Source organism: uncultured Pseudoteredinibacter sp., from assembly GCF_947500695.1.
GTDB lineage: Bacteria > Pseudomonadota > Gammaproteobacteria > Pseudomonadales > Cellvibrionaceae > Pseudoteredinibacter.
The window spans coordinates 244,225-270,189 of record NZ_CANMSS010000006.1 but is presented as its reverse complement, the minus strand read 5'-3'; the positions used below and the strand labels follow the sequence as shown (position 1 = coordinate 270,189).

The following is a 25,965-nucleotide window of genomic DNA, read 5'->3' as shown; positions in this document are numbered from 1 at the left end:
GAGGGTGAGTCTCAACTATGGAGGTTAGCTAATGAATCTAAGACCGATATTTAAGCGCTTGCGCTTATTCAAAGCCAAAACACTGGCGCTTACACTGTTGCTTTTTTCGTCGCTTTTCCTAACAGCCTGTGAGCAGTTGATTATGCTCCAGATGAATCACCTAAGCTTAACCGAAACTAAGGTTGAAGGCGATAAATTGTATCTGATGGGCATTATCAATTCTAAAAGCTATGAGCAGATGAAAACTGTTATTGAAAGCAACCCCCAAGTCAAAACACTCGTTCTGACGGTGATGCCAGGCAGCATTGATGACGAAACAAATTTGCAAATGTGTCATTTCGTTCGAAATCAGGGCTTGTCGACCTATCTGAGAAGCGACAGTGTTATTGCATCAGGCGCAGTAGATCTTTTTATGTCTGGGGTTGAGCGTGAAATGGAGTCTGGAGCTCAGTTGGGGGTTCACTCCTGGAGTGATGGTTTTCAGGAGGCACTGGAGTATCCGCGCACAGCGCCAGAACATAAACCTTATCGTGATTTCTACCAAGCGATGGTGGGTAGCGATGATTTCTATTGGTACACATTAGAAGCCGCTAAAGCCGACGATATTCACTGGATGAGTGAGAAAGAAATATCGGCCTTTCCAGTGCTTACCCAGCCTCTTAAAAAAGCTAAAAAGCACAATGATATTTTTCCAAAACAAACACAGATTCGCGAAGAAATGCTGAGCGATTTCTAATGAAATTTGAACTTGAAAGTACTTAAATTTAAATGAGAGAGCACAGAAATGTTTAGACCTTTTATTCGAACGGCGCTGCTCCTGTTATCAGTAGCGACTGCGCATTCTATTTGGGCGCAATCCGCCACAATGGATGACTTGCGTATTGTAGAAATACAGAATGTACAATTTGGACAAGAGTTTACTGTTGACGTATTAAGCTCGGATCGTTCTATGTATATTACTGGGCGAACGGTAGCTGCAGATGCAGAAGTGTTGGTTGACCGGATTGTTGATCCAACAGGTAAGGTTATTTATTCAGCGGCTATCAATGGCGATAGTATTGATGTGACGGGCAATGTAAGTAAAGACGCCTTCGGTAACCTTGCTGATTTTGCTGTATTGTTACCTAGTAATAATCACCCAGATAGTCAGCTAAAGGCAGGAAAATATAAAATTCGTGCCATTTCGAATGGTGGCGATACCCGAGCTATGGATGTGCGCGCTGTTTTCAAGCAGCACGTTAATGGTAGTCAGGCCATAGATATTAATATCTTGGTTTTAGATCGTAGTGCAAACACTCGCCAGCGTAGTTTGAGTGACAGTTTTAAAACGGGTTTAGTGAGCGAAATAAGCCGATTAATGCGCCCACACCAGCTGCGTCCTGGTAAATTAAATATTCAGGAAGCCGATCAGAGCTTGCTTGCTAGCTTCGCGGACACCAACGAAGATGAAATACCGGCACTGTGCCAACGTTTGGGGCAGGATTTTGGTTCTGGTCGCGCATTGAATATTGGTCTGGTCGAGACGATTAGCTCATCGCAGGTAAGTGGTATTGCTGGTGTTTCACCTGGTCTACCTGCAACGGTCATGCATGAAAATTATCGTAACAGTTGTGTATTGATGTCGGAGCGAGCTTATGGTGGTGATATAGCGGGGCACGCGGCAAATCTAGTGCATGAGATGTCACATTTGATGTCTATACCGCATACCACCGAAGAAAGTGGCGAAAAGCATGATAGCTTTAGTGATACTTTGGAGTGTGCTTTGCGAGATTTCGATGGGCGTAGCAACTTAGGTGTTGATGGCCGTGCTGGAGATAAGGCCGTAGATGATTTTGAATGTGGTAGAGACGGTGGCGCCAGCAATTATATGTTTTACAGTGGCGTTGCTGATTTTATGCCTTTTAATATGAGCGCTCAGCAGGCGACTGTACTTAAGGCGCATCCTTTGTTTTATCCAGTAGCCTCGGCGAATGCCAGTGCATCTTGGTATAACCCAGAGCAATCGGGGCACGGTCTGTCGGTAGAGGTTTTGAATGATGGCAGAGCCGTGATTTATTGGTATACCTTCGATCAGGCCGGAGCGCCACTGTGGATCGTAGGCACCGGCAAAGTCGTTGGGCCCGCCATAGAAACTCAAGCGATTACTGTGTCAGGTGGTGAATTTGGTACGGCCTTTAATGCAAATAATATCACTCGTAGTAATTGGGGAAGTCTAGACCTCGCGCTCGACCCAGAGGACTGTAGCAAAGCGACACTGAGTTGGAGCAGCAGTTCCATGGGAAGTGGCAGTATGCCAATGACAAGGCTGAGTAACCTTGCAGAGGTAAGTTGTAAAAACTAAAGCCAAAACTTTGAACGCCTAGGCTAATGCTAGAGTGACCTAGGCGTTTTGAGTGAGTTTGTTAAGCGCTTGGCAGGCGACAGGCCAACAATTCCTTTTCCCAGTTCGGGTCGAGCTTGCTAGCTATAATCTCGAATCGACTTTCCATACAGTCATCTAGTTCGATTTCCTGTAGTCCGTCTGGGGTTTTGTTAAAGCCCCAAACGCCGCTTTCGGTAATACAAACGGCTTTCATTCGCTCGGCCAATAGCTCGTTTGCCCAAGCATAAAGCTTAGAATGATTAAACAGTACATTGGGGGAGAAGCGCCAACCAATGCTGGAAAACTCTTCGGAGCTATTGCTTTGACTAATAAAGCCTTCTTGGGGGATAACGGCTTCTTCAAAACTATTAATAGCTAACGCTTCTTCTGCTGATTCTTCCTCGGCTGCCGAATCATGATGGTGAGAGCAGCATTTCTGCAATTGAAAGCCACTGGCTCCTGATAAAAGCTCGAAAGGGAAATCACCTTGACTGCAAAAGACTGTCTTTACTTGTGATTTTCCTTGGGAGTCTAAAAAGCTGTGTAATAACTGCTTATGTTCTGGGCGATATAGATCTTCTTTATTGGCGACTACAACATCAGCAATAGTCACCTGTTGTAAATAGATGGGGTTTTCTGTGTATCGCTCATCATTGAGTTTGCGAGCATCAATCAAGGTCAGGCACTTTTGAATATCCAGCACATCTTGATAGTGCTCGGCATGCAATACTTCCATGACTTCTTTTGGATGGCCCAGGCCGCTTGGTTCAATGAGTAGGCGGTCAGGTTTGGCTCGCTGTAGCAATTGATTCAAGGCAATATGCATGGGCAGGCCCGCGGCACAACACATACATCCGCCGGGCACTTCTCGGACAAAAATTTGATCTTGTTGTTGTGATTCGATGAGCTTTCCGTCGATGCCAATTTCACCGAACTCGTTGACTAAAACAGCCCAGCGCTCATTTTCGGGTTTTTGTTTGAGCAGGTTTAATATACTGCTGGTTTTACCAACACCTAAAAAGCCGGTAATGATGTTGCAAGGTACAGCTTTAATAGTCATGGCTTAATCTAAATAGGTTTCTCATCGCATGTGCATCGCTCTGTTTGGCAAAGGCGGTAGTTTTTCCAGTGTGCCAAGGCAATAACGATTGCCGCTACCACACTCAAGGCTTTTTCACCCCACTCGCCAACGGTTTCATGGCCTAATACCAGTGGCGCTAGCAAGATGGCAATACCAAGTAGGCCAAGCCAGGCGACGGAGCCTTGACGGTGCTCTCTGCAGCCTATTAAAAGGCTTAACAGGCTGCATGGTACTACAGCCAGAACCATCCAGCTGTGAAATGCTTCGTCCAGTAACGCTAAGCCCGTCAGAGAGGGCAATGCCGCCAGCAGAATAGGTGTCGCGAGGCAATGAATGCTACAAAGTGCGGAAAGGCTAATGGCGAATCTATCACCCAGTTGGCTGGCTTTAATCATGGTGTCCTTGTTAGCTAGGGGGGAAGTGAAATCATAATGTTATAACATAACACTGAATATGGAAAGTGATAATGGTTTTCATTTGGGGTTTTAGGCGGCGCCGAAAAGCCAACTGTGCAGGATGCGCCCCGGCATAAAAGCAAAGGTCCCAGCAATCAATACGCCGCCGATAAATAACCCTAACATTGCGCTCTTGTGCGCGACTATATTTCCCCTGCGTGCAGCTAGGTACGCGGAAGGCACAGCATAAAGTGTGAGCAGGCTAAATAGGTGTATGAAGCCAAAATGCCCGAAAAGACGGCTACCTATAGCAGCTGGCATGAAAAGAGTGATAAGCCCTGTGAGTAACATTAACACCATGTAAATCTTTCCTAAGAGCTTATGTATTGCAGTGCCTTTGCGGCGTAAAAAAAGATATATACCGATTAAGGCGGCTGGGCCAACGGTCAGTAAATGCAAAAACATCAAAGATTCGTAGCTCATTGCAAAGCCTTTATTCGTTGTTGTTATCGTATTTATAGTAAGGCCAAGCAGGGGTGGGGGCAATCGCCAGTGTAGGGGTTAATTGAGCAGCTGTGATCAAAGGAAGCCTGCTATGAATCTGCACAGCAGGCCGCTTATCAGCTCTTAATCTAAGTCGCTAGCGCTGTGTCGCTCCTTAACTTGCTCATGCTCTTCACCCCAAACACGGTTGACCTTACGGCCACGTTGCACAGCAGGGCGGGCGCTAATTTCATCTGCCCAGCGTCGCACATGAGTATAAGATTCAACATCCAAAAACTCGGCGGCATTGTATAAATGCCCTTCGACCAAGACGCCATACCAAGGATAGTTAGCGATATCGGCGATAGTGTATTCATCACCGCATAAAAAACGACGCTCCGACAAATTGCGGTTAAGCACGTCTAGTTGACGCTTAACTTCCATGGTAAAGCGATTTATCGGATATTCCTGTTTGGTTGGGGCATAAGCGTAGAAGTGTCCGAAACCACCGCCAAGATAGGGTGCGCTACCCATTTGCCAGAATAACCATGATAAACACTCCGCGCGGGCGGCCGGCTCAGTTGGTAAAAACTCACCAAACTTCTCCGCAAGGTGCATCAAAATTGCTCCAGATTCAAATACCCGGATTGGTTCTTCACTGCTGCGATCATGCAGCGCTGGAATTTTTGAATTAGGGTTTACCGATACAAAGCCACTGCCGAACTGATCACCCTCCATAATGTTGGTAATCCAGGCGTCATACTCCGCGCCCTGGTGCCCAAGGGCGAGTAGCTCTTCGAGCATCACGGTAACTTTTACACCGTTAGGAGTGGCTAAGGAGTACAACTGAAATGGATGCTCGCCTACAGGTAGATCTTTATCGTGGGTTGGTCCGGCAATAGGGCGGTTAATGCTGGCAAATCGATTGTCATCGTTTTTGTCCCAAGTCCAAACCGCCGCTGGGGTATATTCTTGCTCGCTCATAAAATGGCCTCGGCAAAAGAAAATTTGATTAGATATAAATACCCCACTAGCTTAATTGCAAGTGCAGGGCTTTGCCAAAGATATTGCAGTTATAAGCTTAGTGGGACTTACATTTCTTAATTTGCTGGCGCATATCACCAATAATTTGTCTTTAGTGTTCGAATTTATAGAGCCTATTTTTAGTGTTAACTCCAAATTTTTCAAAGTATCCACTTACCGGTTTACTCAGAAATATTTTTCTTTGAGAAAATCGACAAGAACTCTAACTCGTTTTGTCTTTTGACTGTTTTGCAAAAAATATATATGCAATGCTGGTATGCTTAACCAATAATCCTCCATTACCGGAATTAATTCTCCCTTATCAAACTTAGCTTCTACCAGCGGAAGTGCCATACGTCCTACCCCTAGACCTTGTATGGCTGCATCTACCATAACGTCGGTATTATTCGCCACTAAGGCGGTGGGCATCGCAAGTTGGATTTCTTGGCCATTGTTATTTAAACGTAGATTTATGAGCTTATTCGAGCCAATAAAACGGTAACGAATTAGCTTGTGTCCTTGTAGCTCATCTGGAGTTGTAGGGACGCCGTGTTTTTCGGCATAAGCCGGCGAAACAAAGAGTGCGTCTTTTAATTCCTTGCTCAGTGGGTAAGCCACCGTATTGGGTGCCAACATATGCCCGAATCGAATGCCTATATCATGTCCTGTTTCGAGAATATCCACCTTGGCATCATCGATATAAAGCTCTAACTCAATATCTGGATAGCGCTCACAAAATTCGGCATAAATCGGTTTTATTAAACACTCAAAAGCAAAATGAGGCAGATTTAAACTGACGACCCCGCTGGGTTGTGAGCTTAAATCCTGCACACTTTCAAAGGCCAGATCTAATTCATTCATTAGTCCATCTATTCTCTGCGATAACAAAAGACCCGCCTCGGTAAGTTCAATCTTGCGAGTACTGCGTTGAAACAGCGGTAAATCGAGCTGCGTCTCCAGTTGTTGCAAGGCCAGGCTCACGCTGGGCGCCGCCATAGAGAGGCGACGAGCAGCCCCACGGATACTGCCTTCGGCTACGATGGCTTCAAAGATCCTTAATTGGTTAAAAGTTGAGCCTTTCATTGTGATTCTCCTTTAGCGGCCTGACTAGGCCTCTGGGGTGCTTGACTACCACACATGCCTCTACTGATTGTTAGTTTTTATCAAATAGTGAACTAAGTAAAGATCATCTAAAAATTAACAGTTGCACTGGGTAGCATGGTAGACCAGGCAAATCGCTAATGATCAAATTCGTCGAAGGAGTCATAACATGAGCAAACCACAGGTCCTAGTCATCTCTGGGCACCCGAATCTAGCAGAATCTAATGCTAACCAACGCGTAATCAATCGCTTGCAAGAACAGCTCGATAATGTGAGCGTACGAGATCTAGGTGCTTTGTACCCAGACTATCAGATTGATGTGGAGGCAGAGCAAGCGGCTCTACTTGCGGCAGATACTGTGGTTTTGCAGTACCCATTTTACTGGTACTCCGTTCCCGCTTTATTGAAAAAATGGTTGGACGATGTGTTTGCCTACGATTTTGCCTATGGCGCAAACGGCGACAAGTTAAAAGGTAAGAATCTTTTACTATCATTTACGATTGGTGGTCCTGCAGAATCCTATCAACCTTTGGGTTACAACCACTTTAGTATCGAGCAGTTCTTACACCCACTGCAGCAAACCGCCTATTTGGCTGGCATGAACTTTGTCAAAGCAGTTTATAGTCATCGAATGGTCTATATCCCTGGGGTGTATAACACTTTGGAAGAGGTTGAGCGAAGAGCTGATGTTCATGGTGATGCGTTGATTAAACGCTTACAAACACTACATGGCGATGCCGACTACCTAATTTCTAAGTTTGTTTCCGACTGGTTTGCTGAGTTTGATCATTTGGGGGAAAGCCCGGACTTCTTTCTCGAACATCTTTCCAAGGACTTAGTATGGTCTTCCCCCGAAGGAGAGTTCAAGGGCCATGCAGGCTTTAAAGATTGGTATCAATTGGCACGCGAAAACTTTAAATCACCCTGTGAACATCAGGTAGAACAGCTGTCCATCAAAGCGCTCGAAGGTGATCAATACCAAGTCGAGATTCGTGTACGTTTGATTGCTCAAACCCAGAGTGATTCGCCATTTAATGGTGAGGACTTAAACTTACTGGTGAATGAATACTGGCAGCTAGAGCTTGATGATCAGCAGTCTATCAGCATCAGTGAGTATAGGGTGGAAGTGTTGCAATAAAGTACAAATGATTGAGCAGCTTTGTTCAATCATTGATAGCCGACAGGCCCTATGATGCCTCCTATCAACTATTGAACTGGAGGCGTCGATGCAAAAGTTTATTTTCATATTTCTGTTGGTTCTATTTACGCCATTCGTATTAGCGAATGGACAATCTTCTATTATCACAACGGAGTCTATTGAGATGAAATCTTTAGAGCTAGAAACTCGGGTAGGCAAACTTGCTGCTAACTTATATTTGCCAGAGGGTAAAGAGAATCCGCCTTTGGTTATCGTAACTGGCGCATGGACAACCGTGAAAGAGCAAATGCCGGCAGTCTATGCAAAGGCTTTGGCTGAGAAAGGTTTCGCCGCATTAAGCTTTGATTTCAGGGGCTGGGGGCAATCGGCCGATGATATCAAGTTTTTGGAAGATCCTACTCGTAAAATTGAAGATATTACCGCGGTGATCGAGGCTGCTGGCTCGATAAAGGGTGTTGATTCTTCGAGATTGGCTGGTTTGGGCATTTGTGCTTCATCTGGATATATGTTGGATGCCGCTATTAGCTCGAACAATTTGAAGTCCGTGGCCGTTGTCGCGCCTTGGCTACATGATAGGGTTCTAGTGGAATCTATTTATGGTGGAGCTGAGGGCGTCGAAAATCTACTCTCAGTGGCGGAAAAATTCAGAGGTTTAAACCAATTTATCGAAGCAGCGAGTCGGAGCAATGAAGAAGCACTGATGTTTCAGGCACCTTACTATACTGAGGTAAATCGAGGCTTAATTCCCGAATACGATAACCAATTTAACTTAGCGTCTTGGGAAGGTTGGTTGAACTACAATGCACTGCAAAGCGCAAGCCAACAAACAAAACCGGTCCTAGTGGTTGCCTCTGAGGCGATGGCATTACCCGCCGGTGCCGAACAGTATGTAGAAAAATCTGGCCCTAATGTTAAGGCGGTTTGGCTGGATAATATTTCACAGTTTGATTTCTATGATCAAGAGCTGGCTGTAAAGAAAGCGGTTGATGCTGTAAGTGAGCACTTCACTAAGACGCTTTAGGTTGAGGGGGCGCTATGTCTGCAAAGCTGTGGTTTATCCTGTTTATTGGGGTTGTTGTGATGAGTAGTAATGTACAAGCTGTTGACAAAGATGAGGCTGAAATACGAAACGCCATCAATGGCTTTTCGGTCTTCGCTGATCATGGTGCATTTTCATATTTAGCTCGCGTACTCGCTCCTGAAGTGGAGTTGGATTATCGCTCTATCTTTGGAGGGGAACCTGAGCGAGTTCAACGTATCGATTTGATGAAACGTTGGATGGCTTTCCTGCCGGGGTTCGACAAAACATTTCACAACTTGAGTAGTATTCAAGTCAGTATCGAGGGCAGTCGTGCAAATGCTGCGGCTAACTTCACTGCCAGCCACTGGCTGGGACAAGAAGGTTATTGGTCGATAGATGGTCAATACCGCTTTGGGCTGATCAGATTGGATGGTCATTGGCTAATAGATTCGGTAGTGGTTGAGCTGCAACGGGAGGAGGGGAGTCGAGAAATTCTCCAGCAAGCCCCTAGCCTTGCTGGGGCTAAGCATCGGCTCAGACAATCGCTTTTGCCAAACGAGCTTTAGTCGTTACTTTCAAAATGAGTCAGCACAATTGCCCTGTCGTAGGGCTTTTGTGTTGTCCAAAGTGGCGTTAATATTGATCCATGCGTTGTATTGAGAGGGGCTTCAAAAACCATGTGCCTTGAGGATTAATGTGGAATCGCTGCTAAAATTTATTGATCACAATACTGGGGAGCCATCGAACTGTGGCGAAGTTCTTGATATCGAAATATCGAGTCGCAGCCTGGGCTGGCGTGGTATTGTTGTGGAAAAGGGCTCATCTCCCCATTTTTACCCTAGCCATGTCTCAACCCCCTATTTCTATTTCGCTTTAGGGTTGGAGCAGGACCTGAATTGGCAGGCTGATACTGAAGGCGTTTTATCTGAGTTGCATACAATACCTGGTGAGATATGGATTAATCCACCAGCAACACCTTTTACCCATAGCATTGATGAGCCCTGTTACTTCCTTATTGTCGCTATCGAAAAGCAGAGGTTTATAGATGCTTGCCCTATTGATTTGCAGGGTAAGCAATTACGTTTTCTCAAAAACTACAATGTACAAGATGATAGTCTGAGGGCTACCCTTGAGTTATTTTTGCATGAAGTTCAAGCGCTAGGTCGAAATGGGTCAGCCTATTTGGAAAATTTACTGTCTTTGTTGGCAGTGCATTATATTAATAATTATTCCGATTATTTAGATAAGCAAAAAGAGCAAGAAGATGGTTCGAAATTTTCTCATCAAGAATTGGAAAAGATTGATAAACTTATAGTGCAAAATATTAGCCGGTCGATCACGATTGAAGAAATGTCTGGGCTGCTCAATTGCAGCAAATTTTACTTCTTACGAGAATTTAAAAAACTCACCGGAGTAACACCCTATCAGTACCTTATTAATCAACGCTTGACCTTATCCCGTGAAAAGCTTATCGCAGGAAACAAGAGCATATCATCGGTCGCGATAGAATGCGGCTTTAATGATCAGGCTCACTTTACGCGTGCCTTTAAAAAGCAATACCACACGACTCCAAGCAAATTGAAACCTTAGTTATCAATCGAAGTAGTGTCTTGTTCGATTAGCAAAGCCTACAAGGCTAAGCATTACCGGCACTTCTACTAATACTCCAACCACTGTCGCCAGTGCAGCACCAGAGTGCAAGCCAAATAAAGAAATGGCTACAGCAACAGCCAATTCAAAGAAATTTGAGGTGCTGATCATACAAGCGGGCGCGGCAATATTATGGGGTAGTTTTAGCTTTAAAGCGGCAAAGTAGGCAATAGCAAAAATGCCATATGTTTGAATCAATAAGGGTATAGCAATTAATACAATTTCATAGGGCTTTTGTAAGATCGTTTGTGCTTGAAAACCAAATAGTAAGACTACTGTCCCCATGAGGCCCGCGATCGACCAAGGCTTCATTTGTTGCAGCAGTGAACTCAGCTGATTCTCTCGTTGGAATCTTTCATAGAGGTTTCGTATAAGCACAGCTGCGATTAAGGGGAGAATAACATAGAGGAGCACCGATAATAGCAACGTGCCCCATGGAATCTGAATATCACTTACGCCTAGTAGCAAAGCAGTGATTGGTGCAAAGGCGAATACCATGATGACATCATTGAGTGATACCTGCAGCAAGGTGTAGTTTGGATCTCCTTTGGTGAGTTGGCTCCAAATGAATACCATCGCTGTACAAGGTGCAACCCCGAGCAGAATCATACCCGCGATGTATTCCTCAGCGCTCTTAGGGTCTACCCAATCAGCAAAAATCAGTTTGAAAAACAACCAGGCTAAAAACGCCATGCTAAAGGGCTTTAGCAGCCAATTTAGGATAATAGTGAGCAGTAATCCTTGAGGTTGTTGCTTGATTTTAGCTAAGGCTCGGAACTCAATTTGCAGCATCATTGGAAAAATCATCAGCCATATCAGCGCAGCCACTAAGATATTGATATGGGCGAATTCAAGGCCTGCCAAAACCTGAAATGTATTGGGGAAAACATTTCCTAGAGCAATACCGGCTAAGATGCTGATTGCCACCCAAATTGACAGGAACCTCTCGAAAACACCCATAGCGACTACCTTTCTATATAAATGCGTTTATTCATATATATGGTAAAGCGTATTTTATGGTTTGTATAGAGTTAAAAACAACTTGCGTATTTGCAAGGAGATTGGGCGGAGTTTGGAAGCGATAAGCTTGTAGGGTTTACCAAAGCGCTTTTTTGACGGGCGCTTGCCCTTGACGTATTTCTTTGTAGATAGCTTGGTGTGTAATTACCAATCTATGTGATCACCTATATTATAGGCAGCTCGCTTAAATGCTTATAAGTAGTTGTAACCATAGCTTACGAGTATCGGTAGCATGGCTATCTGAATTGTAGTCTGCATATTTTAAAAGCCCATTAAAATGCTTGTTAAACGTATAGGCGGCAGAAGCATTCCACTCATCGCCCAAGCTATCATTACCATATTCCGATGTTAGCTGGTGATAGCTAACGTTGATTGCGATATCTGAAAGCTTGCTGCCGAAACCCATGCATCGATCTTCGACTCCGTTATTGGGGGTACCCAGGAATTTATCAGCAAAGCCCTGAAATTTGTGTAGTGTTGCCAACGGCGTGGTAAATGCTTTTTTACCATTGTCACTTCCAAGTGTTTCCTGCCCGATTTTCCATTTCACGATGCCGGTTTTCCCCGAAGCTTCTAGCATCCAGTAATCGGCGCTGTAGGAAGTAGGGTTGCTGCTAGCATCAGTTTGCTGAGCGTAGCTGGCGGTAATGCTTAGAGATTTATGCTTCCCTGCATAACGTAAACCATAGCTGTTATTAGAAAGTGCTGCCGAGAGATCAAAATCTAAGTAATAATTGAAAAGCGCTAATTGTTGGTTTTCGGTAAGTGTGAATTTTGCATTGAATAGGTGACTTTGAGCTTTGAGGTTTGCTTTATCGCCATCAGGGCCAAATATACGGTTCACATTATCGATATAGCTGTAGTCGAACTGCTTGGAATCACCAAGGTATTTTAGTCTCAATGCATCATAGGTCTGCTCGTTTTGACGCCAGCCAACAGTGCCCACAAATCGCTGATCGTCCAATTTAATTCCCTGTCTTCCCAAGATAGCACTGAAGAGCTTATCTTTATATTGGATAAAGGCTTGATTGATCTCGCTGCCTTCTGGATCGGCAATCACAGGGTATTGAGTATTGCCATTGCTAGTACTATTGTAATTATCATCCCCAATACTTCGAACATCATCAAATTCAATTTTAGCTGAAATGTTAGAGGAAGTGCCCGACTGCCAGCTTACACGTGTACGAACAGTGTTGGCTTTAGCGTCTTCGCTTAGACCATCTTGGTCTACCAGCTCATGACGCAGGCGAAAACTCAACCCAACTGTGCTAGCACTGATAAACCCTTGTTTAGTAGATGGGTTTTGCTGCCCCGCGGATAATGTTTCGGCATATAGAAAAACCTGAATAAGCAAACACGCTAAGCTCAATCTCTCACCTGATTGCTTAATCGAGTTAATCATCTGAGGCTCCTACATTGAGTTAACTATTTAGGCACTTAGCGTGCCGCTCAGATTTGAGTATTGCCAAAAATGACAAATTTGAAGTCGTCTAGGCAAGTAGCTTGTTTGGCTTTGATACTTGTCTTTTTTGGTAATCATAAAATAGCTACCGTTAATCAGATAAAGTAACTATTTGTTGTTAATTGGCTTGAAAACTTTCTTTGCTGCCAATTTATAACTAAGAAAATGTGTTAGTTTTCCGCGCGATTTTTAAACGGCTAACACCGGGAAGTGAGCGCTGTTTAGAGTAGTCGGTGTAAAAGGGTGAGGCGTCTATATGCGTTTGATATAGCCTATTCATTGGGCAGTCATAATATTATAGGCATACTAAGTCCTCCGTTATTCTACGGAGAAAGGCTGATATTCATAATCGAAGATACATTCGAGTGAAGAGCTTTTAATCATTAACTAGATCGTAGGAATCTATAGCCGTGCAATATATAGATAGAGGGCGCTTGTGGAGGCCCAAAATACTGAGTTGTTTGTTGTTTCTCTGTTGTGTCAATTTCCGTGTGTATGCAGCTGCCTCGGTTGAGGATGTGCATAATATTGCGGATATCTGCACCAACGTTCAGACCGTTCTAAAAGACTACTCCCTAGTCGGGATGGGGGTTAAATACGATGATCCCGCCAAGCACCTAAAGAAAACCATTGAGAAGATCGATGCTGAGTTTCAGGCTCTGAAAGAAGGGCACCATTTGGGGCCTAAGATTGACGCAATGGTGATCGAAAAGGAGAAGACCTGGATAAAGATCAAGAAGATTGCTCTCGCCAATCCTGATCGAGAAAAAGTCCTAGAGTTGCATCATATTATCGAGGATTTTGATAAGGAGTGTTGGGCAATCGCGGAGCTAATTGCTGCTGAAACTCGTATTGAAGGAGAGCACTACGTCATAGTGGCGGCAGAACTGGGAATGGAAGTTCAAAGATTAGCTGCACTCTACATGATGAGAGCTTGGGATGTGCCAAATCCAAAGTACTTTGAGGAGGTGCGAACCATCTTGGAGGAGTTTGAAGCTTACTATCATGAGCTTATTGAAAAAGCTTATCCGAAGTACGTGAGTGATGCTACCAAAGTGAAATTGGATAAGATTGAAAAATCTTTTCTAGTGTTCGAGCGAATGGCTGAGAGCAAATCTGGCCGCTTTGTACCCGCCCTAGGGCAACGGTCGGCAACCCGACTAGTGACACAAATTAACGACGTCATACATGATTTAATTGTGGCGATTGAAGAGAAGTAAAATGAGTTTCTTAAATATACTGGCCAGTGCCCTCGCTAAAAAAGCTGCGATACTGGCGTTATCGATCTTGAGTCTAAGCCAGGCCGCCTTTGGAAAGGTGGAAAATATTGATTACCTAACTGCTGCAGAAGATATCGCAGTGATGAGTCAAAGCTTGGTAAAAAACTATTTCTACCTAGGGGAGAACTTAAATGCCTCACGTTCAGAGCAGATGCTAAGCAAGCATATTGCTAATGTGGATGCGAGCTTGAGCAAGCTGAAATCATTCAAGAATCAAGATCAGATTGAAGATGATTTAATGTTTGTTGAAATGATATGGGCTGAGTTTAAGGATACCCTCAATCAAGAGTACAGCCGAGACACAGGTTTACTAGTGATTGATATGGGTGAAGTACTTTTGGAAGGATCTGAAAATATTGCTAGAGTTCTCTACGGAACGAGCCCTGATGCTGGTGAAATGATTGATGTTATCGAGCAGCAGCGCTATTTGATTGAACGTATGGCGAAGTTGTACATCATTTCTATAGCAGGATTCAAAGATTTTAACGTTGCCAAGCAAACCAGTAATACGGTAAAAACCTTTGATGACGGATTAGCTAAAATTGAAAGCAATGGTTACCCGGAAAAAGTGAAGAAAAAAATTTCTAAGCTTAGAAAACGCTGGGATTCTTCGAGAAGTTACTATCTTAAAGTAGAAGAGGGTGATTTGCCGCGTACAGTTTTCTTCAATACAGAAATGATTGAGCGTTTGCTGTTAGATATTTTCAAGCATCATAAGCTATAGCCTATAGGTGAAAATGGTCCTATTGTGGTTGTAGAAATCATTATAGGATCTATTTAGCCAACACCCCCCTTTATTTTATTTAGTTTATCTTCTTTAGCTTTGGGTAAAACCCGAATCATTATTCCTGAATGGATCCTTATAAAACAGCAATACTTGAACTTGTATTTTGTTTTACCCGCATAAATTACAGGGACTAAATCAAGCGTTAATCAATATATTGCCTTCCAAATTCGTGGCGCCAGATTCATTTTTGGCACAATATTGTGCTGTTTTATCTTCTTGTGCTAAAACTTTGTGTGATTGTATACAAAATAGTTGAATAGTACTGATTGTCTGTTATACATATAGTTCTTTATGGTGATATGACAACTAGCCTGATTCAATCTGGCTTTAATGGTGGTCGAAGTTTTAGAGCCTGATGAGGTTGAATAGTTTCGTGACCCAATTTGCTACTAATGAAAATAATAATAAGCTCCTGATTGACCTCCAAAACGAATTAGATGAGCTTAAGCTAAATAAGCAATTGAATATAAATTGCGAAGAAGCCATTACCGATCTTTATGACATCTTTCATCAATCGTCCGGTTCAGGTGAGTATTTCGAGAATGCGCTGGAAGCCATTCGAAGATATTTCCAAGTAGATCAGGCATTTTTAATTACCCCTTTCGGCGGCGACGTGCTGCTTGCTAAGGCCTATTCAGTATCTGGGGGTAACGGCTTTTCGGTCTACGATGTAGTATTTGATGAGCTTCTCCCAAATAGCCATGGGCTATCAGAGCAAGTATTTGCTTGTTTTTCCTCGCTCCATTTTGATGGGCAAGCTTTAAACCCCTGCTTTACTGAACCTTTAATCGTTCAACAGACCCTGTTTGCAAAAATTGAAATCGAAACAGGTGAGCCCATGTTGTTGGGGGTATCACACCGAGACAGTGAGCGTATTTACACTCCGCATGAGACTTTGCATTTTTCTAAACTGTCGGACGAGTTTAAGAAAAATATATGCACTCTCCATAGATTAAAGAGCCAGAGTCTGCTTTTCGACAACTCCGAAACTCCTATGTGGTGCGAAGACCTGAGCGAGCTAAATGACTACTTGAAGCGCTTGAGAAAACGCGGCATCCAAGATATCGATAAATATCTAGAAGAAAATAGCAAAGAGGTTTATTCAATACTTCTAAAGATGCCCATATTAAAAATCAATTCCGCTTGCCTGAAGTTATTTAAGGTGGCTAGTGAGGAAGAATTCTATTCAATTTCTAAAAAACTGCTAGGCCCTGGTGCTGTTAGTATGTTTAAAAAGGAAGTTGCGGCACTGTGGCGACAGGATGAGTCCTTCAAGGCTGAGTTCAACTTCGTTAATGCACTTAACGAAACAATTGTTGTAGAGCTTAATATCCAACTGCCAAAGGAAGATAGAGATTACTATTTAGTACCTGTCAGCCTAAGCGATATGACTGAGCAGCGTCGTATTGATAAGCAGCTAAACGAAACGATTCTACGTTATGAATTAGTTGTCAAAGGTTCCTATGGCGCGATTTGGGATTGGGACGTAAAAACTCAGTCTGTTTATTTTTCAGAGAGTTGGGCTCAATTACGAGGCTATACTCTCGGTGAGTTGTCTGACTCACAAGACGAGTGGATTCGGGGGATTCACCCGGACGACGTTCAGCGTGTTATGGCGGCGGTACATGACCATTTTGATGGTAAGACCGAGGTATTCCAAGAAGAGTACCGAATAGTCTGTAAAAATGGTGACATTAGGTGGGTCGCCGATCGCGGAGTTGCAAAATTCGAAGATGACGGCTCGGTATCTCGAATGGCTGGTTCTGAATTCGATATTACCGAACGCCGGCGATTGGATGAGCGCCTACGACTAGTTGCGAGTGTTTACGAAAATGCTGCTGAGGGCGTAATGATCCTCAACAGAAGTGGCGTTGTTATGGATGTGAACAGTGCCTTTGAAAAAATTCTCGGGTTTAAGAAGTCTGAGGTAGTAGGTAGCCGCCCGGAAATGTTTTCTTCTGAGCGCAAGCATCGCTCTAGTTACAGTAATGTTTGGGATGGTTTGAAGCACTTTAAACAGTGGCAAGGGGAAATCTGGACCTACCACAAAAACAAGAGTAAACGACCGAGCTGGTTAACAATCAGCTGTGTGTATGACGAAGACACACTGACTCACTACGTAGGCTTGATGACGGACATTAGTGAAATCAAAAGATCTGAGCAGATGCTCTATCATATGGCCCATCATGATGCTTTAACGGGCTTACCCAATAGGCTGCTTTTAAACGAACGCTTGGAACAGGCTCTGAAGCATGCCCAGCGGCGAAAGCGATATGTTGCAGTGGTGTTTATTGACCTCGATAATTTTAAGTTTGTGAATGATGGGATGGGTCATGCAACTGGCGATCTCCTATTAAAGCAGGTTGCTGAGGTTCTTAGTGAGACCGTTAGGGCCGAAGACACCGTAGCAAGAATTGGTGGTGATGAGTTTTTGTTGGTTTTAGGGGATATAGCTGACCCAGAAAATGTAGCTTATGTCGTCGAAAAGCTTATGGCAAAAGTGAATTCTAAAGTTAATCTGGCAGGGCAAGATATTCGTGTGTCGACAAGCATGGGCGTGGCAGTATACCCGAATGATGGTGAAGACCGATCGACCTTGATCCGCAATGCCGATGCAGCGATGTATAGAGCTAAGTCTTCAGGAAAAATGAACTATCAATTTTATACTGAAGAACTAACGCTTAATGCCATGGAGCGGATGTCTCTAGAAGCTGATTTGCATGATGCTATTCGTAAGGGTCAATTGCAAATCTATTATCAGCCACAGATTAATATGGAAAAACCGGACTCTGTTTCTCTAGAAGCATTATTGCGATGGATTCATCCGCAGTTAGGTTTTATTCCTCCAGATAAATTTATTCCCTTGGCTGAAGAGATTGGCTTGATTGAAGAGATTGGAGGTTGGGTGCTGAAAGGTGCCTGTCAAAGTGTTAAGCAATGGATTGATGAAGGCTATAGAATATCGAATGTGGCTGTAAATGTTTCTAGTCGTCAGTTACTAAAAGGCGACTTTCCAGAGCGAGTAGCTTCAACACTTGCAGAATCTTCACTGAATGCGAAGTATTTAGAGTTGGAAATCACAGAGAGTATGTTGTTGGAAGATCCAGAATTCGCAGTTCGGCAATTAGAGCAGCTAAAGAAACTGGGAGTTTCTATTGCTATTGACGATTTTGGAACGGGTTACTCATCGCTGAGCTACCTTAAGCAGCTGCCAATCGATAAGTTGAAGATTGATAAAACCTTTATTAGTGATATCGGCAGTCAGGACGACAATACTATTACTGAAGTAATCATTGGGATGGCAGATAGAATGGGCCTTTGTGTAGTGGCCGAGGGTGTGGAAACCGATGAGCAGGAGCACTTTCTTCTTGAAAGTGGCTGCAGCAATATGCAGGGATACTTTTACTGTAAGCCCTTATCTGTCAATGGGCTTGCTGAATTTATACAGGCCTATCGCTAGATGTTTTTGCCTAATTCTATCCGTTTATTTTTCTTATGGTGTTGAGCCCATCTATATTTTAGTTCTTGTTAACTGACTGATCTATCTTTCTAGCGAGCTCCACAAGTGCAAGTCGTAATTGTGCTATTGCGTGCTCATAGCCATCGTGGCTAAGGGCATTGCTTATCTCAAAGTTGTGTATGGCAGCTTGCGCCTTGTCGTTTTGAAGCCAATAGCTTCCAGATACTAATATCTTGGAATTATCTGTGATTAGAAGGTGATCGATATTTACCTGCAAGGCTTTAGCTTTGGCTCTTCCCAATTGTCTGCTGTCTACATATTGAGTAGAGACAGACGTCTTATTAAGTTCATGCAGCAGGGCCTTCTTAACCCCTACTTGCAGGCTCTCAGCCCAGCGGTGTTTATTGGAAAACTGCAGCTGGCTGGAGCTGAGTTGCATTACAATATGTTGGCTGTTTAGGTAGTCAGCTAACTCCAGTTGTTGCAAAACAATAGTTTGTTCTACCGAATCTCTACTTTGATGAACCTCGCTACTAGTTGGGTTGTGCAGTAGGTAATAGCTGACCTCTTCTGGCTGCGATGCACAGGCAGATAACAGCGCAGCCGTACATATAAGAGATATTGTGATTATTTTAGAACGCATATAGTTACCTTACTTTTCTCTCGTAGGCTCAATTTCTTCACGCGCTGCACTCGGAAAAACTAAACTATTTGGTGCGCGGTTAAGCTGTTTTAATAGAGGCTGAAACTCGTCTAGAGCCTGTTGTACACTTTTCATAGTGCGGATTATTTCACTGTTGGTATTTGAGCCGTGCTGATAATCCTTCAAGAGTACATTCAGCTCTGTCAGCGTATTACCCATCTCAGCAATTATATGTTTGTCTGCCTGTTGGCTGGTATGTTGTAAAGCCTTAGCCGTTCTCGACAAATCAGTTAGTAGCTCATTCGCATTCTTGGCGAACTCTTCTAGAGGTAATTGATTAATTTTATTAAGTACCTGGTTCATCTTTTCAGCTATTTGACCGATTTCTTCTGGCACTGTCGGTATCACGGTAAAGCCGTTAAAGCTGCTAATTGAATCCGGGGCATCCATTTCTGGGTAGATATCAATATCGACATAAAGCGCACCGGTAATTAGGTTCCCGGTTTCCAGTGTCGCCCGCATGCCTCGTTTAATTTCGGCTAGTGTTTGCTTTTCCAAGATTGCTACACCTTCTGGGCTGTCATCCTGCTGAACTCGCCCTGGTTGGATTTCGATAATTACTGGTATGGAGTAATTGTTATCCATGACCAGTTGCTTGGCGTAGATTTCGGGGTTGATTTCAAGCACTTTGCCGACGACTAATCCGCGGTATTCGACAGGTGCTCCTACTTTCAAACCACGCACGGTGTCATCGATCATTAGGGCGAACTTTACTCCGTGTTTATAACGCTGATCGCTGGCACTTTGATAATCGGGATAAATATCGAAATAGTCTCTTTCGGTAATTTGTTGACCTAGGGGCATGCCCTTGGGCACATCAAAAGTGACCCCATTGGTTAAAAGTGTTTCCACGCTGCCGGTTTGAACTTCTAGGCCATTTGCTCCCAGTTTAAACTTAACTCCACTGACATTCCAAAAGCGAGTGTTTTTGGTTATGAGTTGGTGGTAAGGGGCTTTAATAAAAACATTGTAATAGACGATACGTTCTTCGAGGTTAAAGTAGATGTCTTCGAACTCGCCCACCTTCAAGCCTTTATAGACAACGGCATCACCCTTCTCATAGGCAAACTCATCATTGCTATTTAGGGTGATATGTAACCCAGGTGTGCCAATCGGGGTGACTGGTGGCTCATTGCGGGCGTCAAAATCTGTTTCGGCTTTGCCCTCTAAGCTAGGCTCCATATTAATGTAAGGGCCAGACAGCAGGGTACTCATGCCAGAAATACCGTTAAGTGACACTCTAGGCGTAACTATCCAAAACTCGGTGTTTTCGGTCAACATGTCCTCAGCTTCTTTGGACATTTGCGCTGTGATCACCACACCGCTTAAATCGGGTTTCAATTTAATGCTTTTAACTAGACCAATATCAACTTCCCTGGCTTTGATTTTAGTTTTACCTGCTTCAAGACCTTCGGCATGTTCAAAGGCGATGCTGATCATTGGGCCTTGGTTGCTCCATTGATAATAAATAAACCACAAGCCAATAATGAGTGCGACAAAGGGAACCAGCCAGACAGCGGATAGCTTTCTAGAGTCTTGTATATCGGCTATATCAGAGTATTGATTGTCTTCGCTCATACAGGCTTACCTGCTCCAGATGTTATAGTAGACCAGTGGCGATTGGCCCAAATTAATCGTGTATCAAAACTCATCGCCGCCAGCATGGTTGCTATGACCACACCACAAAAAGCCATAGCGGCTGGCCCCGGGTAGATGCTCATTATATTACCCAGCTGAATCAGGCTTACCAATATCGCAACCACAAATACGTCCACCATAGACCAGCGACCGATAAACTCTGTTACACGATACCAGTAGATTCGCTTTTGGCGGTTTCTACTTAGGCCTTTTTGCACGCTGTAGTTTAGCCAGCAGAGAATAATCAGCTTTGCTATTGGCACAACGACACTGGCAATAAAAATGATGGCCGCAATGGGGTAAGAACCCAGTTCCCATAACAAAATGACGCCCCCCATAATGGTACTGGGCTCGTCTTGCCCTAGGGTGCGGGTATACATAATGGGTAAAACATTTGCTGGTATATAGAGAATCAGGGATGTCAGTAACAAGGCCCAAGTTCGCTGAATACTAAGCTCTTGCTGAACGGGGCGGTGTGCAAACTCAACTTCAAAAAGTGTTTTTAATTGCTGTTTGTCGACATAGAGTAATGTCGCGACAGTGGCAACAGTAAAACCAATATAACTGTAAAAAGAGGGGCCTAATCCAACATCGGCTAAAGATACGATTTTGATCAAGCTAACGGTTACACCTACTAGGAAGATCTCTACCATGCTCCAGGGTAAAAACAGGTAAATCAGCTTGGCAATGCGGTTGGCGCCCCAGGGACTGAATTTACAAAGGTGGCAGCAATAAAGGTAGAATAAACTTAATAGGATTGTTGCCGGTAAGATAAAAATGACTAAAAGCAGTAAAGTCGCCAATGATAAATATTCTCTACTGGCTAATATCTGAATACTGCCGGGTAAGTTCATTGATTGAGATAAGCCCTGGCTAGAAAACGATAGAAACTCAAAGGGCAGAGAAAAACCAAGGAAAATCAACGCAGTTAAAGATAGCGCCACTATCGCCTGTTCATGATTATGCTTTTGTGCGGCTAGTTTATAGCCGCAGCGTGGGCAATGGGCATTTTGATTGTGTGCAAGCTCAGGTAGAGCGCTTGGCCAGTCACATTCGTGGCAGTTAACTAAATCGTGCTGCGTGGCTGGCATAAAGTGGAAACCTATATACAAGGCTTGGCGTGAAGCCTGAACAGAGCTAAAAGATGGTGCTTACCTTACCTAAGACGCCCTTTGGATGTCAAAACTCAGCAGCCTTGTGCCAGATTCGGACTGGCCCTTAAGATTTTGCTTTCTTAGAGCCCTTTGATTTACTTTTGGATTTAGCTTCCTGAGCCGCTTCTTCTAACCACATTAGTGAGCCCATATAAGACACGAAGCGATTAAAATAAGCCGGTGATAGTTCCTGCATCTTGGTTAGGGTAGTGATTACCAGCATATGCTGGTTAAGCGGGCCTGGGTTTTCTGGGGCTTCATTGCCAACTGCCATGGCGACACGGCTACCGCGCATTTTCTCCCAAGAGCTGCGAAAGGACGCTAAGGACTTTAACTCTTTACGGCTACCGGATTTACGTCTAGGGCTTTTGCCTACATTGTTAAGCACGGCCTTTTCTTGTTGCTGCAAGAAATCTGTGAGTGATTCTTCCTGGCTTTGCTCGCCCATCTCAATATCTCGATTCAGGAGCTCTTGGGTGAGCGCCGAGAGTTTGCTGATGGCGGGCTGATTTTCTGTTGCGATCTCTTGTTTGATCTTTTGTTGTTTGGCCTCTGCGGCCTCGAAGTCCCGCTGATAGCGCTGCAAGGCTTTATTGGCCTTAGCGAGCACTAAGTTAGAGGCTTCGTCGGGGAGTAAAATGGCACGCTGAATCAGGGCGTCGATATAGGCATAGCGAATCGGATCGAAATGATGGCCACCGCGACTGTGCAGTTGCGCTAGTGCTTCGGCGACATTGCTCATGAACGACTGCCTGGATTGTCTATTGCCATTGCATTGGCTTGACTGGCGCCAGTTTGTGATTTGTTTCTAGGTACTGGTGCCATTTCTACGCGACGGTTTTTCGCGCGGCTTTCATCATCGCTATTTTCAACCACGGGCTGCTGAGCACCAAAGGCAGCCGCAAAAACGCGATCCTGTGGCATGCCCGAGTCGATCAAGGCGCGAGTAACCGTTAATGCACGTTGGGCAGAAAGCTCCCAATTATCCTTATAGTGTAGATTGCCACTTTGGATAGGGCGGTTATCGGTAAAGCCGCTGATCATCAATAATTGATCGCGATCAGTCAGGTATACATGCAGCGGCTCTACCAAGGTTTGCAATAAGGCTTCGCCTTCAGGTTGCAGTTGATCTGAGTTGCTAGCAAATAAGAAGCTACCACGAATACCAATGCGGCCATCGCGCAACGTTACTCGGCCACTAGACAGTGGATCTGCCAAAGCTTGCTCTAGTGCAAGACGGCGCTGCTCTTCAGCTTCGCGTTTTTTAACCTCTTCTTCTAGGGTTTTGGCCAGCTCTAATTGAAAGCCAAGCACCCATACTAGAATTAAAACAAATACACCTACCAAGCCTGACATTAGATCGCCGAAAATGGCCCAGACCGGTGAGGATTCGCTATTGGCGTCTTCCAGTTCTTCCATGTCGTAACCTTAGTTAACGGCTTTTTCTTCACGCAGCTGACGCAAACCGTCTAGCATTTGCTGCTGGGAAACAATACTTTGATCGATGATTTCACGTGCCTGGGCGACGTAATAGCCTAGTTGCTCATCGCTGCGGTTGCCGGCTTCGCTAAGCGAGCTTTCGATGCGGGCTAGGTTCTCGGTCATCGACGTATTCGAATCGCGGAACATTTCAACTGCGAGACTAAAGGCTTCGCCAAGGCTTGCTAATTCGGCGCTACTGCCAGCGAATAGAGCCACCATATCGTTGAGCTTTTCTGATTCATCGGCGACTTGCTGGGTAAACTGCTCGCCTATGGTGTCCAGTTTATCGGTAGACTCGCTAACCAAGCTCTCGATGGCTTGCTGTTGGCCTGCCGCCGTTTGTTGGATGGATTCCGATAAGCTGTTCAGTTCTACCAAGACATCGCGACGCTCGCTTAAGAGGCCGTTATCGCGCTCGATGTTCTTAGAGATCTCCGCTCGCAGGTGCTCTATCACTTCTGCCGCTGCTCGTGGCGCTTGCGACGCGGTTTCAATCAAGCGCGTCATTGGCGCTTCAAGGGACTGCCCAAGGCCAGCTAGGTGATTGGCCACAGTAGCTTCAAGCTCGCCTAGCTGAGCCACGGCGGCTTCACCACGGCTTTGCTCTTGCAGGCGCAATTGCTCTAGTTGTTCGCCTAGTACATTACTGACTTCGCTCATGCGTTGCTGCTGGGCCGTTAACCATTCGGTTTCACTGTCCATACGCTGCTGTAATAACTGCTCAGAAGAAGTCATCAAGCCGTTAATCTGTTCTAGCATCTGCTTAGCATTTTGCAGCCAATGGCTATTCATATCTTGAGCACTCTGCTGCAAGGTCTGGGCGAGCTCTTGTTGCTGAGTCTTGTGCTGTTCGCCATTTTCTCGCCATTGAATATTTAGTTCATTGGAGACATTTTCAAAGCGCGTTAATAACTGCTCAAATGCTTGCTGTTGATGCTGGCTTTGCTCCTGCAGCTGCTGATTAAATTCTACAGCGTTCTGTTGCAGCTCTTTGGCAGATTGTTGCTGGTTATTTTCTAAGGCAGTCTGCCAACTATTAACACGTAGCTGTTCGGCTTCTTGTTGCTGCTGTAGCCAGCTATTACTGTTAGATTCAACCTGTGCCATCAGGTCTTTAGAAAGTCGTTCAAACTCTGCGCTGTAAGCGTTCAAATTATCTTTCCCCTGGGCCAGTAAGCTCTGATTCGCTTCTTGATGGGCCTCAAGGCCTTGTTGCCAAGCTTGCGCAACATCTTGGGCGCTATTACTAAAGTGCGCGCTTAATGCTTGCAATTGGGAGCCTGCTAGCTCAGTGATGCGTTGCTGAGTAGCGCTGCCGCTTTCTTCGAGTTTTTGTCCGGTTGCTAGGCTGCTTTCGCGCAGTTGTGATAGCGTTTGCTCAGTAGCTTCTTGTAGCAGCTTATGGGTGGCGCCGCTGCTTTCTTCTAGTTTCTGCTCGGTTGCCAAGCTACTGTCACGCAACTGCGATAAGGTTTTCTCAGTGCTTTCTTGCAGTAACTTATAGGTAGCGTCGCTGTTGCTGTCGATTTTTTGCAATGTCTCTTGGGCGTTGCCAATAAGTGCTTGCTGGTTATCTTGGGCTGTATTCTTAAGTTGCTCAAGCGTTGCAGTGCTCAGCTCTGTGATTTGTTTTTGTACGGTTTCAGTTTTACCGTTTAGTTCTTGTAGACATTGCTGGGTCTGTTCTAGCAATTGTTGCTGAGTTGACTCGGCATTATCCGTAAGTTGTTGCAAGCTCTTGTCATTACAGCGCTGTAACTCGGTTTGAATATCGCCAAGGGTTTCTTGCAGTACAGGTTTAATGCTCTCGCCAACTAGGCGGCTATTCTCAACACTTAAGCGGCTGGTTTCTGCAACACTGTCACTCAAGGTTTTCTCAACGGTTGTTGCCAGATTGCCAAACAGGGAAGTTAATGATTGATTGAGTTCATTTTGATTGTTGGCCAGGTTTTGGCCCAGCTTCTCACCCATATTTTCCAAGGTGTGTGCTAGGCTGTCTAAGCGCTCAGCTACCGCTGGCAGAGTATCGGCCTGGAGTTGTAAAGCGCGATAAGTTTGTTGGCGGCTATGATTCAGGGAAAAAGTTCTCAGGCTGCTATTGATTTTTTGATCGAGGCGTTGAGTCTCGAAGATTCGAGCACGTCGGCTAAGAGTCGACATCAAACCCAACATGGCTGAAGCAGCAACACCGGCCACTGAGGTGCCAAAGGCCAAACCCAAACCTTGAATAGGTGCAGCAAGGCCGGCTCGGATGGCCTGCAATTCGCTATTGCTCTCTAAAGCTGTGACCGCGCCTTGCAAGGTTTCTACCATACCAATAAAGGTACCCAATAAACCTAACATGACGAGTAGGCCAACCAAATACGGTGTTAAAACGGGTGCGGGTAGTGCGACACGCTCACCTTCAATACGGGCTTGGGTGGCATTTCTTAACACCGGGGCTAATTTGCTAATCCATGGATCTAATGATTCTGGGGCCTCTTTTTTATCATCTAGCTCATTCAACGCATCAGCTAAGGAGGCGGTGGCCTTACGAAAGCCTAATAACTCAATGGCGCCCAATACAAAAACACCGCCAATAACAGCCGTGACGGTAAAAGCCAGTGCGTCACTGCCGGCAAATATCAGCGCCATCCAAATGACGGCGGCAGAACCAAGAGCGAAGGCGAGGGCGAATAATAGTCTGTTCATAAGGTCTTCTTAG

22 protein-coding genes are annotated in these 25,965 nt (G+C 44.7%); 9 read left to right on the top strand and 13 right to left on the bottom strand.

What is annotated here, in order from left to right:
- The first annotated feature begins 142 nt into the window (after positions 1–142).
- Together Q1A08_RS13060 and Q1A08_RS13055 are read left to right on the top strand one after the other, a co-directional pair.
- Complete coding sequence (locus tag Q1A08_RS13060) at positions 143–736, top strand: hypothetical protein (RefSeq protein ID WP_299773585.1); 594 nt, start codon at positions 143–145, stop codon at positions 734–736.
- A 48-nt stretch (positions 737–784) separates the two neighbouring features.
- Positions 785–2,341 (top strand): hypothetical protein, encoded by a 1,557-nt coding sequence (locus tag Q1A08_RS13055; protein ID WP_299773583.1) that lies wholly within the window; start codon positions 785–787, stop codon positions 2,339–2,341.
- Positions 2,342–2,402: 61 nt separating this feature from the next.
- Here the strand turns inward: Q1A08_RS13055 and Q1A08_RS13050 are convergent, their stop codons facing one another.
- The 5 genes from Q1A08_RS13050 to Q1A08_RS13030 form a co-directional block, all read right to left on the bottom strand.
- On the bottom strand, positions 2,403–3,422 hold the full coding sequence (locus tag Q1A08_RS13050; protein ID WP_299773581.1) for a GTP-binding protein: 1,020 nt from the start codon (positions 3,420–3,422) through the stop codon (positions 2,403–2,405).
- A gap of 8 nt (positions 3,423–3,430) precedes the next feature.
- On the bottom strand, positions 3,431–3,838 hold the full coding sequence (locus Q1A08_RS13045; RefSeq protein WP_299773579.1) for a MerC domain-containing protein: 408 nt from the start codon (positions 3,836–3,838) through the stop codon (positions 3,431–3,433).
- A 90-nt stretch (positions 3,839–3,928) separates the two neighbouring features.
- Entirely contained in the window at positions 3,929–4,321 is a 393-nt protein-coding gene (locus tag Q1A08_RS13040) for a DUF2306 domain-containing protein (RefSeq protein WP_299773578.1), read from the bottom strand.
- 144 nt (positions 4,322–4,465) lie between these two features.
- Positions 4,466–5,305 (bottom strand): glutathione-dependent disulfide-bond oxidoreductase, encoded by an 840-nt coding sequence (gene yghU / locus Q1A08_RS13035; RefSeq protein WP_299773577.1) that lies wholly within the window; start codon positions 5,303–5,305, stop codon positions 4,466–4,468.
- A gap of 225 nt (positions 5,306–5,530) precedes the next feature.
- Complete coding sequence (locus Q1A08_RS13030) at positions 5,531–6,427, bottom strand: LysR family transcriptional regulator (RefSeq protein WP_299773576.1); 897 nt, start codon at positions 6,425–6,427, stop codon at positions 5,531–5,533.
- Positions 6,428–6,614: 187 nt separating this feature from the next.
- Here Q1A08_RS13030 and Q1A08_RS13025 point away from each other — a divergent pair, with 187 nt between their 5' ends.
- The 4 genes from Q1A08_RS13025 (at position 6,615) to Q1A08_RS13010 (ending at position 10,215) form a co-directional block, all read left to right on the top strand.
- Complete coding sequence (locus Q1A08_RS13025) at positions 6,615–7,583, top strand: NAD(P)H-dependent oxidoreductase (protein ID WP_299773575.1); 969 nt, start codon at positions 6,615–6,617, stop codon at positions 7,581–7,583.
- Between the two features lie 88 nt (positions 7,584–7,671).
- Positions 7,672–8,625, top strand: a complete 954-nt coding sequence (locus Q1A08_RS13020; protein WP_299773574.1) for an alpha/beta hydrolase — start codon at positions 7,672–7,674, stop codon at positions 8,623–8,625.
- A 14-nt stretch (positions 8,626–8,639) separates the two neighbouring features.
- Positions 8,640–9,191: a nuclear transport factor 2 family protein gene (locus tag Q1A08_RS13015; RefSeq protein WP_299773573.1), complete on the top strand. Its 552-nt coding sequence runs from the start codon at positions 8,640–8,642 to the stop codon at positions 9,189–9,191.
- Positions 9,192–9,321: 130 nt separating this feature from the next.
- Positions 9,322–10,215 (top strand): AraC family transcriptional regulator, encoded by an 894-nt coding sequence (locus Q1A08_RS13010; RefSeq protein WP_299773572.1) that lies wholly within the window; start codon positions 9,322–9,324, stop codon positions 10,213–10,215.
- Positions 10,216–10,218: 3 nt separating this feature from the next.
- Here Q1A08_RS13010 and arsB read toward each other — a convergent pair whose 3' ends face one another.
- Both arsB and Q1A08_RS13000 read right to left on the bottom strand, forming a co-directional pair.
- Positions 10,219–11,235, bottom strand: coding sequence for an ACR3 family arsenite efflux transporter (gene arsB / locus Q1A08_RS13005; protein WP_299773570.1), 1,017 nt, complete (start codon positions 11,233–11,235; stop codon positions 10,219–10,221).
- Between the two features lie 244 nt (positions 11,236–11,479).
- On the bottom strand, positions 11,480–12,697 hold the full coding sequence (locus tag Q1A08_RS13000; RefSeq protein WP_299773568.1) for an alginate export family protein: 1,218 nt from the start codon (positions 12,695–12,697) through the stop codon (positions 11,480–11,482).
- 578 nt (positions 12,698–13,275) lie between these two features.
- Between Q1A08_RS13000 and Q1A08_RS12995 the strand changes: the two genes are divergently transcribed.
- The 3 genes from Q1A08_RS12995 (at position 13,276) to Q1A08_RS12985 (ending at position 18,284) form a co-directional block, all read left to right on the top strand.
- The gene (locus tag Q1A08_RS12995) at positions 13,276–13,977 is read left to right on the top strand and encodes a hypothetical protein (protein WP_299773567.1); all 702 of its coding nucleotides are present in this window, start codon (positions 13,276–13,278) and stop codon (positions 13,975–13,977) included.
- Position 13,978: 1 nt separating this feature from the next.
- A complete protein-coding gene (locus Q1A08_RS12990) occupies positions 13,979–14,761 on the top strand; it encodes a hypothetical protein (RefSeq protein ID WP_299773565.1) in 783 nt (260 codons plus the stop codon).
- A gap of 436 nt (positions 14,762–15,197) precedes the next feature.
- On the top strand, positions 15,198–18,284 hold the full coding sequence (locus Q1A08_RS12985; protein WP_299773563.1) for a GGDEF and EAL domain-containing protein: 3,087 nt from the start codon (positions 15,198–15,200) through the stop codon (positions 18,282–18,284).
- Between the two features lie 58 nt (positions 18,285–18,342).
- Here Q1A08_RS12985 and Q1A08_RS12980 read toward each other — a convergent pair whose 3' ends face one another.
- From Q1A08_RS12980 to Q1A08_RS12955, 6 genes are all read right to left on the bottom strand, one after another.
- The gene (locus Q1A08_RS12980) at positions 18,343–18,927 is read right to left on the bottom strand and encodes an ABC-type transport auxiliary lipoprotein family protein (protein WP_299773561.1); all 585 of its coding nucleotides are present in this window, start codon (positions 18,925–18,927) and stop codon (positions 18,343–18,345) included.
- Positions 18,928–18,936: 9 nt separating this feature from the next.
- On the bottom strand, positions 18,937–20,565 hold the full coding sequence (gene pqiB, locus Q1A08_RS12975) for an intermembrane transport protein PqiB (protein ID WP_299773559.1): 1,629 nt from the start codon (positions 20,563–20,565) through the stop codon (positions 18,937–18,939).
- Positions 20,562–21,716, bottom strand: a complete 1,155-nt coding sequence (locus Q1A08_RS12970) for a paraquat-inducible protein A (RefSeq protein ID WP_299773557.1) — start codon at positions 21,714–21,716, stop codon at positions 20,562–20,564. Before Q1A08_RS12970 ends, pqiB begins: the two co-directional genes overlap by 4 nt.
- 127 nt (positions 21,717–21,843) lie before the next feature.
- Positions 21,844–22,521, bottom strand: coding sequence for a DUF2894 domain-containing protein (locus tag Q1A08_RS12965; protein ID WP_299773555.1), 678 nt, complete (start codon positions 22,519–22,521; stop codon positions 21,844–21,846).
- Positions 22,518–23,198 carry an OmpA family protein gene (locus Q1A08_RS12960; protein ID WP_299773553.1) on the bottom strand — a complete coding sequence of 227 codons (681 nt, stop codon included), beginning with the start codon at positions 23,196–23,198 and terminating at the stop codon, positions 22,518–22,520. Before Q1A08_RS12960 ends, Q1A08_RS12965 begins: the two co-directional genes overlap by 4 nt.
- A 9-nt stretch (positions 23,199–23,207) precedes the next feature.
- On the bottom strand, positions 23,208–25,952 hold the full coding sequence (locus Q1A08_RS12955) for a DUF802 domain-containing protein (RefSeq protein ID WP_299773551.1): 2,745 nt from the start codon (positions 25,950–25,952) through the stop codon (positions 23,208–23,210).
- Positions 25,953–25,965 lie beyond the last annotated feature (13 nt).